This is a genomic window from Bradyrhizobium sp. G127, from assembly GCF_021502575.1.
GTDB lineage: Bacteria > Pseudomonadota > Alphaproteobacteria > Rhizobiales > Xanthobacteraceae > Afipia.
On the sequence record NZ_JAKFGN010000001.1, the window covers coordinates 406,268 to 419,456 of the forward strand.

The 13,189-nt window shown below is 62.4% G+C and carries 12 protein-coding genes; 5 read left to right on the forward strand and 7 right to left on the reverse strand.

What is annotated here, in order from left to right; genetic code table 11:
- Positions 1-51 precede the first annotated feature (51 nt).
- The gene (locus LVY71_RS02005; RefSeq protein ID WP_235097689.1) at positions 52-2,001 is read left to right on the forward strand and encodes a hybrid sensor histidine kinase/response regulator; all 1,950 of its coding nucleotides are present in this window, start codon (positions 52-54) and stop codon (positions 1,999-2,001) included.
- A gap of 105 nt (positions 2,002-2,106) precedes the next feature.
- Positions 2,107-3,003, forward strand: a complete 897-nt coding sequence (locus LVY71_RS02010; protein WP_502797527.1) for a hypothetical protein — start codon at positions 2,107-2,109, stop codon at positions 3,001-3,003.
- A gap of 3 nt (positions 3,004-3,006) precedes the next feature.
- On the opposite strand, the gene LVY71_RS02015 is transcribed toward LVY71_RS02010, so the two are convergent.
- The 3 genes from LVY71_RS02015 to LVY71_RS02025 all read right to left on the reverse strand — a co-directional run bounded on the left by LVY71_RS02015 (position 3,007) and on the right by LVY71_RS02025 (position 7,770).
- Positions 3,007-3,681: an MBL fold metallo-hydrolase gene (locus tag LVY71_RS02015; RefSeq protein WP_235097690.1), complete on the reverse strand. Its 675-nt coding sequence runs from the start codon at positions 3,679-3,681 to the stop codon at positions 3,007-3,009.
- Positions 3,682-3,759: 78 nt separating this feature from the next.
- Positions 3,760-6,192 (reverse strand): EAL domain-containing protein, encoded by a 2,433-nt coding sequence (locus LVY71_RS02020; RefSeq protein ID WP_235097692.1) that lies wholly within the window; start codon positions 6,190-6,192, stop codon positions 3,760-3,762.
- A 435-nt stretch (positions 6,193-6,627) separates the two neighbouring features.
- Complete coding sequence (locus tag LVY71_RS02025) at positions 6,628-7,770, reverse strand: vWA domain-containing protein (RefSeq protein ID WP_235097694.1); 1,143 nt, start codon at positions 7,768-7,770, stop codon at positions 6,628-6,630.
- Between the two features lie 144 nt (positions 7,771-7,914).
- Here LVY71_RS02025 and LVY71_RS02030 point away from each other — a divergent pair, with 144 nt between their 5' ends.
- Entirely contained in the window at positions 7,915-8,409 is a 495-nt protein-coding gene (locus LVY71_RS02030) for an MmcB family DNA repair protein (protein ID WP_235097697.1), read from the forward strand.
- On the opposite strand, the gene LVY71_RS02035 is transcribed toward LVY71_RS02030, so the two are convergent.
- The 4 genes from LVY71_RS02035 to LVY71_RS02050 all read right to left on the reverse strand — a co-directional run bounded on the left by LVY71_RS02035 (position 8,406) and on the right by LVY71_RS02050 (position 11,333).
- A complete protein-coding gene (locus LVY71_RS02035; protein ID WP_235097699.1) occupies positions 8,406-8,993 on the reverse strand; it encodes a biliverdin-producing heme oxygenase in 588 nt (195 codons plus the stop codon). The two genes, LVY71_RS02030 and LVY71_RS02035, sit on opposite strands and share 4 nt — an antisense overlap.
- Positions 8,994-9,030: 37 nt before the next feature.
- The gene (locus tag LVY71_RS02040; RefSeq protein ID WP_235097701.1) at positions 9,031-9,234 is read right to left on the reverse strand and encodes a hypothetical protein; all 204 of its coding nucleotides are present in this window, start codon (positions 9,232-9,234) and stop codon (positions 9,031-9,033) included.
- A gap of 107 nt (positions 9,235-9,341) precedes the next feature.
- A complete protein-coding gene (locus LVY71_RS02045; RefSeq protein ID WP_235097703.1) occupies positions 9,342-9,896 on the reverse strand; it encodes an ActR/PrrA/RegA family redox response regulator transcription factor in 555 nt (184 codons plus the stop codon).
- 105 nt (positions 9,897-10,001) lie between these two features.
- Entirely contained in the window at positions 10,002-11,333 is a 1,332-nt protein-coding gene (locus LVY71_RS02050; RefSeq protein ID WP_235097705.1) for an ActS/PrrB/RegB family redox-sensitive histidine kinase, read from the reverse strand.
- Positions 11,334-11,446: 113 nt separating this feature from the next.
- Between LVY71_RS02050 and LVY71_RS02055 the strand changes: the two genes are divergently transcribed.
- Positions 11,447-12,244 (forward strand): ABC transporter ATP-binding protein, encoded by a 798-nt coding sequence (locus tag LVY71_RS02055; RefSeq protein WP_235097708.1) that lies wholly within the window; start codon positions 11,447-11,449, stop codon positions 12,242-12,244.
- Positions 12,241-13,074 carry an ABC transporter permease gene (locus tag LVY71_RS02060; protein WP_235097710.1) on the forward strand — a complete coding sequence of 278 codons (834 nt, stop codon included), beginning with the start codon at positions 12,241-12,243 and terminating at the stop codon, positions 13,072-13,074. The genes LVY71_RS02055 and LVY71_RS02060 overlap by 4 nt, the downstream gene beginning before the upstream one ends.
- Positions 13,075-13,189 lie beyond the last annotated feature (115 nt).

The window sequence follows — 13,189 nt, forward strand, 5'->3', positions numbered from 1 at the left end:
GAACCTTTTCCAGCCATTGGCGTTTGGCCCTGTTGACGGGAGAGGCACCTGATGGCCGCTGAAGTGAGGGCTGAACAAACGTTTGGGCGGGCCGCAGGGTGGACCGAGGAAGAGCGATACAGGCTTCTGATCGAAGCTGTCGTCGACTATGCCATCTACATGCTCGATCCGGACGGCGTCGTGGTGAGCTGGAATCCCGGCGCGCAGCGCTTCAAGGGCTACACCGCCTCCGAGATCATCGGCAGCCATTTTTCCAGGTTCTACATCGAGGAGGACCGCAAGTCTGGGCTTCCCGCGCGCGCACTCGAAATCTCCGCCCGTGAGGGCAAGTTCGAAAGCGAAGGCTGGCGGGTGCGCAAGGACGGCAGCCGGTTCTGGGCCCATGTGGTGCTTGATCCGGTGCGCGCTCCGAACGGTGAACTGCTCGGATACGCCAAGATCACCCGCGACCTGAGCGAGCGCAAGGCGGCGGAACGCCGGCTGAGGCAGAACGAAGAGCAATTCCGGCTGCTGGTGCAGAGCGTCACCGACTACGCGCTCTACATGCTGGACGCGGACGGCCGGGTCACCAGCTGGAATGTCGGCGCCGAGCGCATCAAGCAGTATCGCGCCGAGGAGATCATCGGAGAGCACTTCTCGCGGTTTTATACCGCGAGTGATTTGCACAAGGGCGAGCCGCAGAATGCGCTCGAGACCGCGCGCCGCGAGGGCCGGTTCGAGAAGGAGGGCTGGCGTGTGCGCAAGGACGGCACGCAGTTCTGGGCCCATATCGTCATCGATCCGATCCGCGACGATACCGGCAGGGTCATCGGCTTCGCCAAGGTGACGCGCGACATCACCGAACGTCTGGAATCGCAGAAGGCGCTGGAACAGGCCCGCGAGGCGCTGGCTCACTCGCAGAAGATGGACGCCATCGGACAACTGACCGGCGGCATCGCGCACGATTTCAACAATCTGCTGACGGTGATTCTCGGCAGCCTCGAACTCGCGGGCAAGCGGCTGCCCGAGGACGCCAGCATCAGGCCGCTGATCGCCAACGCGACGCAGGCCGCGCAGCGCGGCGCGGCGCTGACCCAGCGCATGCTCGCTTTCGCGCGGCGTCAGGACCTCGATCTCAAGCCGGTCGATCTGCCCGCACTGGTGCGCGGGATGACCGATCTGCTGCAGAGTTCGCTCGGTCCCTCGATGCCGATCGAGACGCGCTTTCCGCTCAAGCTCAATCTCGTCCATGCCGACGCCAACCAGCTCGAAATGGCGCTGCTGAATCTCGCGGTCAATGCGCGCGACGCGATGCCGAGCGGCGGCAACATCATTATCGCGGCGCGCGAGGAAACTGTCGTCGCCGGCGCGGTGGGAAATTTGAAAGCCGGACGCTATGTCTGCCTTTCGGTGCAGGATACTGGCGAGGGAATGGACAAGGCCACGCTGGGTCGCGCCATGGAGCCGTTCTTCACCACCAAAGGCGTCGGCCGCGGCACTGGCCTCGGATTGTCGATGGTTCACGGCATGACCGAACAGACCGGCGGACGCTTCGTGCTGAAAAGCCGGAAGGGCGCGGGCACCACGGCGGAAATCTGGCTTCCCGTGGCGAAGCCAGCCAAGGCGGACGAGGCCGAGCGCCCGGTTCGCGACCACGCCCCGCGCACCCGGCCTCTGGTGGTGCTAGCTGTTGATGACGACGGTCTGGTGCTGATGAACACCGCCGTCATGTTGCAGGACATGGGACATACGGTGTTCGAGGCCACCTCGGGCAATCAGGCCCTCGACATCCTGCGCCGCGAACAGTCGGTCGATCTCGTCATCACCGATCACGCCATGCCGAAGATGACCGGTATTCAGCTCGCCTCCGCGATCAAGGCTGAGCGGCCGGGCCTCCCGATCATTCTGGCGACGGGTTACGCGGAATTGCCGCCGGGCGTGGACACCGAACTACCCAAGCTCGGCAAACCGTTTCGCCAGCAGGAATTGATGCAGGCGGTCGCCGCGGCATTTCCGGCGTAACAGGCATCGTGATGAGGCGATGTCCCGTTCATGACACCACTCGGATATTGAAATGCCGGCCGGAACACCGCACCATCCCGGTCTGATCCGGATGGGCGGGGCGTTGTGTCGGGTACGGTTGGCGGCAGCAGCAGGGACGATCATTTCACGCAGCCCGACAGGCGCTGGCGCGCGGTGCCGTTTGCCGCCGTCGTGCTGGCAGGTCTGACCGTTTTCAGTCCCGGGAATGCACGCGCCGAGGAGGAAGAGGATGAAGGCGCCCCCAAGCGGCCCAACATCTATCTGGACTTCAACACCGCCTATACCACCCTGCCGCCCAACACGCTTGCCATCGGCTTCCGGAATTTCGTGTCGCCGATCCCGGCCGCGGCCCAGGTGCTGACGCTGAACGCGCCGCTGACGGTGGACCTCACCGACCGGATCTCGGTGTATGGCGGCGTCAGCTCCAGCGTCTCGCGCACCGACCTGTCATCGTGGAGTTCGATGACGCTGGACAGCTGGAATATCGGATTCAATGCCGACATCATCCAGCAGGACGGCGCGATTCCGACCGTGACGGTGATTTCCACCCTGACGCGATCGGTCACCAGCGCGCCGGGACTGGCTTCCACATCGAACCAGACCGTCGTCGAACTCGATTATGCGCTCGACGACGATGCGACGCGGGGCCTGCTGGCCGGCGGACGATTGACCAGCGTCTGGGTGGATTCGGGTCTTGCCAAGGTCGAGCCGACTTTCGTTGGCTATCTCGGCGGCTATTATCAGTGGCCGAGCAACTGGAAACTGTCCGGCCGTCTCGGCGTCCAGACATTCGGCGGCGCCGAGTTCGGCCGCGGTCTGATCACGGCGCGGGCGTTTACCCAGCCGACCGTGCGGTTCGATCTCGACCGCATGGATGATAACGACAATCGTCTTTATGGCGCCGCGCTGGAAGTCGCATGGACACCCGCGCCCATCGTGCAACTGACCTTGCGCACGCCGATCTATGCCGTGCGCAACTGATCTCTAGCCCAGCTCGCCGTCGAGAAACGGATTGGTCCGGCGTTCGTGGCCGAAATTCGAGCCGGGACCGTGGCCGCAGATGAAACCGATATCGTCGCCAAGCGGCAGCAGCTTGTCCTTGATGGAGCGGATCAACGCGGCGTGATCGCCGCCGGGCAGGTCGGTGCGGCCGACCGATCCGTTGAACAGCACGTCGCCGACGATGGCGAAGCGCATGCCGTTGTTGACGAGCACCACGCTGCCCGGCGAGTGACCGGGACAGTGATAGACGTCGAAGCTGAGATCGCCGACCTTGACCGTGTCGCCCTCGTCGAGCCAGCGGTCCGGCGCGAAGTTGCGCACCCCGCTCATGCCGAAATTCGCGCCGCTCTCCACCACATGATCGAGCAGGTATTTGTCCGCAAGATGTGGGCCTTCGATCGGTACCTTCAGCGTGTCGCGCAATTCCGCTGCGCCGCCGACATGATCGATGTGGCCGTGCGTGATCCAGATCTGGTCGACGGTGACCTTGGCCTGTTCGATCGCCGCGAGGATCTGCGGCACGTCGCCGCCGGGATCGATCACCGTTGCGCGCCTGGTAGATTCGCACCACAGCACCGTGCAGTTCTGCTGGAACGGGGAGACCGGGACGATCAGCGCGCCGGCTGGGGCGGTTTTGTTCTGGGCATCATGTGTCATGCGGCCACAATGCTGATTTTTCGCGCCGCGCCAAGCCGTTTCCGTCACTTCTTTTTGATTGCAAGTTCCGCTGGACGGTCAAGCCACACGAAGGCTCGACTTGCCTCCGGCGCTGACGATCTCGAACGGTTCCGGCCTGCCGACGCCGTAGCCCTGTGCATAGTCCACGCCGATCTCGCGGACCGCTTCGAAGATGGCATCGTTCTCGACGAATTCGGCAATGGTCTGTTTGCCCATCACCTTGCCGATGCGGCAGAACATCTCGACCATGGCGCGATCGATTGGGTCGTCGATCATGTCCTTCACGAAGCTGCCGTCGATCTTGAGGTAGTTCACCGGCAGATGCTTGAGATAGCTGAACGACGACATGCCGCTGCCGAAATCGTCGAGCGAAAACCGGCAGCCCAGCGCCTGCAGCACCTCAATGAAGCGGGTGGCATTCTCGATGTTGCCGATCGCGCTCGTCTCGGTGATTTCGAAACAGATCATCGTCGGTGGAATGCCGTGACGGACGAGCTTTTCGCGGACGTAGTCGATGAAACCCTCGTCGCCGAAGGTCGCGCCCGACAGGTTGATGGCGCAGGTCGCAATCGCCGCCGACGGTCCGCTGGCCAGCCGGTTCGCCAGAATCGTGAAGGCATGGTCGACGACCCAGCGGTCGATCAGCGGCATCAGGCCGTAGCGTTCGGCGGCGGGAATGAAATCTCCCGGCGGCACAAGGTTGCCGTCGCGGTCGCGCAGCCGCAGCAGAAGTTCGATATGCGCGCCTTGTTGCTTCCTGTTTTGCAGCGGGACGATCTTCTGCGCGAACAAGCAGAAGCGCTCTTCATCGAGCGCGTCGTGAATGCGCTGGACCCAGGCCATCTCGCCGAACCGGTGCAGCAACTCGGTGTCGCTCGGATTGTGGATCTGGATGCGATTGCGGCCCTTTTCCTTGGCGAGGTAGCAGGCAAGGTCTGCGGTGCGTAGGGTTTCGTCCTTGGTGGCGCGGCCCTGCGTCATCTGTACGAGGCCGATGCTCGCGGTGACGGTGAACGAGCGGTCGTTCCAGATGAAGTTCATGTCGTGGACGGCCTGACGCAGACGCTCCGCAACGATCGCAGCCCGCTCCATGTCGCCGTTGCGCAGCAGGATGGCGAACTCGTCGCCTCCCAGCCGCGCCAGCAGATCCTCGCTGCGCAGGTGCTTCTCCAGCGCGCCCGCGACCTCGCACAGCAGTTTGTCGCCGGCGGCGTGGCCGCAGGTGTCGTTGATGATCTTGAACTGGTCGAGATCGAGATACATCAGCGCGTAGGGCGATTCCTGGTTCTGGTCCAGCCGCTCCAGCGCCTTTTCCAGCCGGTGCTCGAACTCGCGGCGATTGGCAAGCTTGGTCAGACTGTCGTGCGACGCCTGCCACGAGAGGCGGGCGATGTATTTCTTCTCGCTGGTCATGTCGTGCAGCACCAGCACCGCGCCGGCGAGCATGCCTTCCTTGTAGAGCGGCGTGCCGACCATGGAGATCGGCACCGAGGTGGCGTCGTGTCGCTGCAGCAGTTGCGGACGCGTGTTGGCGGCAAGATTGTAGCCGTCGAGGATGCGCGAGATCTGACCTTCGATCTGTTGTCCGCTTTCCTCATCCAGAATCCGGAACAGCGATGCCAGCGGCTGGCCTCGGGCCTCCTGGATCGGGCGGGCAATCAGCCGCTCGGCCGCCGGATTCATATAATCTACTTCGCCCTGCGCATTGGTGCTGATGACCGCATCGCCGATCGACGCCAGCGTAATCTGCGCGCGTTCCTTCTCGGCGCGCAGCGCGCGCACGATCTTCCGGCGTTGCCTGAGGAAGAAACGCGTCATCAGCAGCAGCGCGGTGATCAGCAATCCTGCGATGAAAAGGTTGGCGAGGGTAAGCACCAGCTTGACCTGCCGCGATCCGTTGCCGAGGCTTTCGGCGTAAGCGGTCGCTTCAGGCGCGAAGCGCGCATTGAACTGGTCGATCCGTTCGCGCAGCGAAGCAAGCTGCTGCGGCGAAACCGGCGTGCCGTTTTGCTCGAACTGGACTGTTGTCGCGAGAGCGGTCAGTTCATCCAGCAGTGCATCGGTGTTGATCCAGTGCACGATTGCTTTCTTGAACCGCGGAAGTTCGCCGAAATAGCGATACAGCCAGACGATGCCGTCGATGTCGTCGGCGTGGATTCCACCTTGCAGGAAGCCGGCGCGCGCGGCCGCGAGATCCGGGGGCTTCCTCTCCAGCGCGATGCGCGCCGCGCGATCGCCGAGCGGCCCGGCAATGGCGGTCTGATAGTGTTCGTAATGTCGGTCGTCGCCGGTTTCGCCGTAGAGATAAAGATGATGGACGGCGTCCTTCTGTCCCTTCGACCACAGGCTTTCGCCGCCGACATAGGCGCGGACCGAGGACAGGATGTTCAGGCTCAGTCCGGCGATAAAGGCTTGCACGAGGACGATGGCAATGAGGGGCGAGACCAGCCTCAGCAGCCGCATGTTTGCAGACTTAAGATTCAGCTTCATTGGACGTCGTGCGCCCCCGCCTTATTTTTGTTCGACCTGAATGCCCTGTTCGATTGCCGTTTCCATTCAGTTGCGCGCGGCGCGGTTTTCAGCCGGAGGCCTGCGCATAGCGGCAGACTGTGCCGGGATCTGATTAAGAGCAGCCGAATTCTGCCCCCATGGGTTGCACAACCCGCCAGATGCGTGAATCCGGCGTAAACTTTGAAGCGAATATTGCGTGAAATCGCTGGCCGCATCGGTGCAGAGGCCGAAATCGGCTGAATTCCCATGCGATTTGACCGCTTTTTTTCGGTCTTGTCGGCGCCGAGCAATCAATCGGCGCCGGGAATGCATGGCCGGAGCAGGGACCGGCCGGCTCCGGTGCGAATTCCGGGCCGGCCGCGATGCTATTTTTAAAGGGGTTCCGGGCTTTCGCCCCTTAAGATTGACGAAGTGTTAGCGCCTGACTTGCGCCCGCAGCGTCTCCTCGACCGCGCGATCGAAGGACGATGCCTTGGCGGGCGCGGCGCTGCGTTTTTTGTCAGCCACGAATGCGTCGCGTTTCTGCACCAGCGCGGCGAGCTTCTCATTGAGGCTTTTGCGCGTCTGCGTTTGCTTCTCGATCTCGGCCTTGCGTTGCTCGGGCGTGAGCTTGCGCAACGTGTCCGGAAGTTCGTCGTCCTTGATGCTTGCAATATTCGTGTGGCCCGCCGCCACCGCGCTTACCAGATCGCCGTCGCCGGTCACGGCTTCCGACGATATTTTCGCGCGCTTGTTGAGATAGCTCGCCATGTCTGACGCCGACGATGGCGCGGCCGCCGCCACCTGCGCAAGCTGCCGGGTTTTTTCCTCGACGCGCTTCTGGAGCTTCTGCGGCCCGAAGGGGATCACCGTGCCGTTGATTTCCTTTTGCAGGATGATGATGTCGTGGTCGTAAGGCGTCTCGATCACCACGAGATCGCCGCCGTCCTGCGGGATCGGAATGAAGCGGCCGTCGCCGAGTTGTGCGATGTCCTGCCAGACCCGCTCGGTATCGCGGGCGTTGCCGGCGAGCACCGCGTTGACCACAATGTCGCGCTGCTTCGCCACCGCCAGCGTCTTCGGATATTTGGCATCCTGCGCGTAGTCCATGTGCGGCGGCGCGTCGCCGACCAGAAACACGATGCGGCGCGTATCACTGCCCTTGGTCCATTGCAGCTTGTTGACCGCGACATCGAGCGCCTCATTGACGCTCTCCGGCCAGTCGCCGCCGCCGCGCGCTTTCAGATCGAGCAGGTTGCCGTAGATGTCCTGGATGTCGGTGGTGAGGTCGAACGTCCGGGTGACGTATTCATCGCCAATATCGCGATAGGCCACGAGGCCGATGCGGATGTCGGCGTCCGGATTGGCGTCGACCGCGCTCGTCGCAATCGACCAGATCTTTCGTTTTGCACCTTCCAGCAGTCCGCCCATCGAGCCGGTGGTGTCGAGCACGAAGGCGACTTCGACCGTCGGCCTCGCGGCCGCTTGCGACAGCACGGCGGTGACCGGCAGTGCAAGAATGGCGAGCGCAAATGCGCAGGTGCTGGTCTTGAGTGTGGTGGTGATGCGTGATTTCATTTTCCCCTCCGGTGATGCATCGTGATGGCTCACGACAGCGGGATGGTTCCGTTGCATCGCGTCGCCGCGGGGTCCGAATTGTGTCGGGGCTTGTACAGTTTTGGGGCTGAGAGGCTTCGGCTTTTCTGCTACCCTGCCGGAATCATGAATTCACCATTTCGCCATATCGGTCAGGGTTTGCCGCCAGATCGCCGCCAGTCCGACACAGCGCTCGCGATTGCCCGCGGCACGGCCAGGTTTCTGAGATCGCTGGGATATTTCTGCGTGAGCGAATTGACCCTCCCGTCGGGCCGCCGCGCCGATCTGGTCGCCATGAATGCGCGCGGCGACATCTGGATCGTCGAGATCAAGTCGTCGATCGAGGATTTGCGCGCCGATCAAAAATGGCAGGATTACCGGATGCATTGCGACCGGCTGTTCTTCGCCTTTACGCAGGAATTGCCTTGCGAGATTTTTCCGACCGATACCGGGCTGATCGTCGCCGACGCTTACGGCGCACATCTGCATTGCGATGCGCCCGAACATCGGCTGCCGGCCGCGACACGCAAGTCGATGATCGTGAGTTTCGGATTGGTGGCGGCGCAGCGGATCAGCCGCGTGATCGATCCACAGGGCCATGCGAGCCTGGATGAAGGCTAGAGGCTCGCTTGAGTGAACTGGTTGGCCGCGACGCGCGTCACCGGAATCAGTGCATCCTCAAACATCGCGAATGCGATCTCCGCACCATGCACGACGCCGGCTGGATCCAACTGCGCGTCCGGATGATTTTCCAAAAGCGTCAGAAAACTCGGCCAGAACCGTTTGCCGAAGCCATGCCGCAGATAGGCGGTTGCGTTCATTGCTTCGGAGTCGGGATGTTCCGCCAGACGCGCGAGCATCACGCGTTCGCCCATCCGCGATGCTTCAAGGACGTAAACCGCACCGAGCATTTCCGCGATGGATTTGAAAGCCGGCATCGGCAACGGGTTGCAGCTGATACCCAACCTGTCTAGATCGCGCGTCAGCGCCGGGGTGCGCACGCGCAGTTGCCAGTCGGGAATGTGGTCTTCGATTCCGTTGCATTCAAGCGCGGCTTCGATCGGAAACAGCGCTTCTGCCTGGCTGCGCAGAAAGCCCTCGTAATAAACGGGGATGGCGAGATCGAGCCGTGACAGCGCAATATCAAGACGGCCATGCGACGTCTGTGTCGCCTCGCAGATAAGGTCCCGGATCGCGGTGCTCATGTGCATCACCTTCGATGGCCGAGTTTTTGAGCCGCGTTCAGTTCACCACAATATGGCGTGAGGGAACAAGCGGTTCGAGCAGGGTCGTCACGTAGTTGCGCGTCATTTGGACAGGATAGGCCGAGCGGCTCAGAACTGTCACGCGCGGCGCCCGAAGCGGCGAGCCCGGCTGCCAGTCGATCCGGTAGTCTTCAACGAGGCCGAACTGCTTGGTCGCCTCGAGACGGGAGGAAATATCCATGTGCCGCGCTTTTCGCATCGTGTCCTGACGGCACAGCCGCCCCTCCTGATGGATTCTGCAGCGATAACGCTGTCCCGGTCAGAAAGGTTCCACGACGCCAACACCGCTCAGCGCGGGGCGCGCTTGGCCAGAATGCGCTGCAAGGTCCGGCGATGCATGTTGAGCCGCCGCGCCGTTTCCGACACGTTGCGGTTACACATTTCATAGATGCGCTGGATGTGCTCCCAGCGGACGCGATCGGCCGACATCGGATTCTGTGGAAGCTGCGATTTGTCGGTCGAACTGGCCAGCAAAGCGGCGACCACATCATCCGCATCGGCCGGCTTCGAGAGATAATCGACCGCGCCCATCTTCACCGCGGTGACAGCGGTGGCGATGTTGCCGTAGCCGGTCAGAACGATGGCGCGGGCATCCGGTCGCTGCCGCTTCAGTGCCGACACCACGTCGAGGCCGTTGCCGTCGCCGAGCCGCAAGTCCACTACGGCGAACGCTGGAGGGGTCTTGTCGATGTGGTGGAGGCCGTCGGACACATTGTCGCACGTGCTCACCGCGAAGCCGCGCGTCTCCATCGCGCGGGCCAGCCGGTCGAGAAACGCCTTGTCATCCTCGACAATCAGCAAGGAACGGTCGGCAATTTCGGTCAAATCGGCAGTTGCGGTCACGTTTCAAGCCTCCTGCTAGGGTCCATACTGATATGGCGTGGCAATCGGGCGCTGCCAAGGCCGACAATCGTCCAGCTCTGTTAATCCGCGCTGAACCCTCGCGGTTTATTGCAGTGCGGCTGCCGGAACTTCGGCACTCTCGAAGGCGCTGCGCGGCCAGATGATTGTCACCACGGCGCCGTGGTCGGGAAACGTCCTGTTGGTGAAAGATACCTTCGCGCCGGTTCGCTCCAACAGGGTGCGGGCGATGAAGACGCCAAGGCCGAGGCCGCTGCGCTCGCCTTGCGCATCTCCGGTGCGCCGCCGCGTCAGGTATGGTTCGCCGATGCGCTTGAGAATATCCGGCGCGATTCCGGGACCGTCGTCGGAGATAACAATCTCGACAGTGTTCGCATTCCACCACGCGTTGACCTCGACGCGCGCGCGCGCGAAATCGACAGCGTTCTCCAGAATATTGCCGACGCCGTAGAGAATGGCCGGATTTCGCATGCCGACCGGCTCCGGATCTTGCGCCAGCGCGACGCGAACCTTGATGGCTATGCCGAAGTCGCGATGCGGCGCAACGGTCTCCTCGATCAACGTCGACAGCGGCATCCGGTCGAACGGCGCGCCTTGTGACGAAAGCTGGGTGATCTTCGCCAGAATCTCCCGGCAGCGTTGGGCCTGTTCGCGGAGCGTCTTCAAATCGCCGCGTGCATTGTCGTCGAAGCCGTTCTTCTCGATCGCCTGTTCGAGCTCGCGCGAAATCAGGAAGATGGTGGATAGCGGTGTCCCCAGTTCATGCGCGGCGGCAGCGGCAAGGCCGTCGATCTGGGTCAGATGCTGCTCCCGAGTCAACACAAGCTCGGTTGCGGCAAGCGCGTCGGACAGTTTGCGTGCCTCCTCGGTGACCTGAAACGCGTAAAGGCTGGTGACGCTGAGCGCCAGCACGATCGAGATCCAGACCGCGATCATGTAGGTGCGCGGCAGCACCAGAGGCTCTTCGCCGTTCCAGGGGAGCGGCAGATGAAAAAATCCCAGCGCGGTGGCGCAGGCGGCGGCGAAGATGCCCAGCGCCAGTGTGATCCGCGTCGGCAGGGCGGTTGCTGCGATCAGCACCGGTGCCACAAAAAGGAATGAAAATGGATTCTGCAATCCGCCGGTGAGAAATAGCAGCGCGGCGAGCTCGGCGATATTCATCGCCAGAAGAGCCGCTGCGTAGCGCGGTTCCAGCCGGTGAACCGGGTTGAACGCGGTCTGAAGAGCAAGATTGAGAGCGGACGACAGGGCGATGATGACCATGCAGGGGACCACCGGGACCTCGAAATCGAGGCCTTCGGCGACGACGAAAATCGTCGCCATCTGTCCCAGCGCGGCGAGCCAGCGCAGCCGAAGGATGGTGTCGAGGCGCACATAGCGCCGCGGCTGGCGGAAATCGGTGTCGGCAAGTTCGCTCATGTCATATCTTTACCGTCCGGCTGCGCCGATCACAAATCGGACATCCATATCTTAAGAGGGTTGCGCAAGCGGCCCTTGTAGACGATGCCCTGTTGGCTCAATGAACGCAGAACATGACCGCTCCGCTGATATCTCCGCACGCCGCATCCCGATCCGTTCCGGCCTCATCCGAAACGGCGATCCATGTCGAGCGGCTGGTCAAGACCTATAAGACCACGCGTGCGGTGGACGACATCTCGTTCACGATTCCGCAGGGTTCGGTGACCGGTCTGCTCGGCGGCAACGGCGCGGGCAAGACCACCACCATCTCTATGATCATGGGGCTGGTGTCGCCAACATCGGGTATTGTCAGCGTGCTAGGTTATGCGATGCCGGAGCGGCGCTCCGAGGTTCTGGGGCGTATGAATTTTGAAAGTCCCTATGTCGATATGCCGGGCCGTCTCACGGTGCGGCAAAATCTCAACGTGTTCGGCCGGCTTTACGGCGTGGCGGACCTGAAGGAGCGGATCGCGTCGCTCGCAGCCGACCTCGATCTGAACGAGTTTCTCGACCGGCCGAGCGGCAAGCTCTCGGCGGGGCAGAAGACACGCGTGGCGCTGGCGAAAGCGCTGATCAACGAGCCAGAACTGCTGCTGCTGGATGAGCCGACCGCGTCGCTCGATCCCGATACCGCGGACTGGATTCGCAGCCATCTCGAGAACTATCGCAAGGCCCGCGGTGCGACGATCCTGCTGGCGTCGCACAACATGCTGGAAGTCGAGCGGCTGTGCGATCGCGTCATCATCATGAAGCGTGGCCGCATCGAGGACGACGACAGTCCGGCCGCCATTCTGGCGCGCTACAACCGCACAACGCTGGAAGAAGTGTTTCTCGATGTGGCGCGCGGCCGGGTGCAGCAGGCGGCGTCATGAGCGAGATCCAGGTTCCACGCGGCGAGTCATGGCTGGCCATCGCGCCGCATCGCATCGGCGCGATGATCCTGCGCCACTGGTATCTGCTCACATCGTCGTGGCCGCGATTGCTTGAACTGATCTACTGGCCGGTGCTGCAACTGATCACGTGGGGTTTTTCCCAGGCCTACATCTCGCAGAACGCAGGTTTCTTCGCCAAAGCCGGCGGCACCTTCATCGGTGCGGTGATCCTGTGGGACATTCTGTTCCGCGGCCAGCTCGGCTTTTCGATGTCGTTCCTCGAAGAGATGTGGTCGAAGAATCTCGGCAACCTGCTGATGAGTCCGCTCAAGGTCAGCGAGTACCTGATTTCGCTGATGGTGATGAGCGTGGTCCGGCTCGCCGTCGGCGTCATTCCGATGACGGTGCTTGCCATCGCTTTCTTCGGCTTCAATCTGTTCGGGTTCGGCTTCGCGCTGGTCGCGTTCTTCTGCAACCTGATCTTCACAAGCTGGTCGTTCGGTCTGATCTCGTCGGGGTTGGTGCTGCGCAACGGCATGGGCGCCGAGGGGTTGGCTTGGACGCTGATGTTCGCGCTGCTGCCGCTGACCTGTGTTTATTACCCGGTCTCGGTGCTGCCGCACTGGCTTCAGGTGATCGCGTGGATGCTGCCGCCGACCTATGTCTTCGAGGGCATGCGGGCGCTGCTGATCGACCGTGTTTTCCGGGCCGATCTCATGCTGGAGGCGTTGGCCATAAACGCGGTGCTGTTCGCCGCTTCTACCGTGGCGTTCCTGCTGCTGCTCAAAAGTGCCCGGAAGCACGGATCGCTCGTCCAGAGCGGGGAATAACCCGGTTGTGCCGGTTCCATGCCGTTATTAACTCTCTCCTTGTATTTTGAGCGGATTGACGCTTTGTCGCACTCTCGACAGTATGCTGCGCCGCGAAACCGGGATCGAGGGAATC

Coding starts and splice junctions, on each gene's coding strand:
- LVY71_RS02005 (WP_235097689.1), top strand. CDS start 52: ATGGCCGCTGAAGTGAGGGCTGAACAAACGTTTGGGCGGGCCGCAGGG.
- LVY71_RS02015 (WP_235097690.1), bottom strand. CDS start 3,681: ATGACACATGATGCCCAGAACAAAACCGCCCCAGCCGGCGCGCTGATC.
- LVY71_RS02020 (WP_235097692.1), bottom strand. CDS start 6,192: ATGAAGCTGAATCTTAAGTCTGCAAACATGCGGCTGCTGAGGCTGGTC.
- LVY71_RS02025 (WP_235097694.1), bottom strand. CDS start 7,770: ATGAAATCACGCATCACCACCACACTCAAGACCAGCACCTGCGCATTT.
- LVY71_RS02030 (WP_235097697.1), top strand. CDS start 7,915: ATGAATTCACCATTTCGCCATATCGGTCAGGGTTTGCCGCCAGATCGC.
- LVY71_RS02035 (WP_235097699.1), bottom strand. CDS start 8,993: ATGAGCACCGCGATCCGGGACCTTATCTGCGAGGCGACACAGACGTCG.
- LVY71_RS02040 (WP_235097701.1), bottom strand. CDS start 9,234: ATGGATATTTCCTCCCGTCTCGAGGCGACCAAGCAGTTCGGCCTCGTT.
- LVY71_RS02050 (WP_235097705.1), bottom strand. CDS start 11,333: ATGAGCGAACTTGCCGACACCGATTTCCGCCAGCCGCGGCGCTATGTG.
- LVY71_RS02055 (WP_235097708.1), top strand. CDS start 11,447: ATGACCGCTCCGCTGATATCTCCGCACGCCGCATCCCGATCCGTTCCG.
- LVY71_RS02060 (WP_235097710.1), top strand. CDS start 12,241: ATGAGCGAGATCCAGGTTCCACGCGGCGAGTCATGGCTGGCCATCGCG.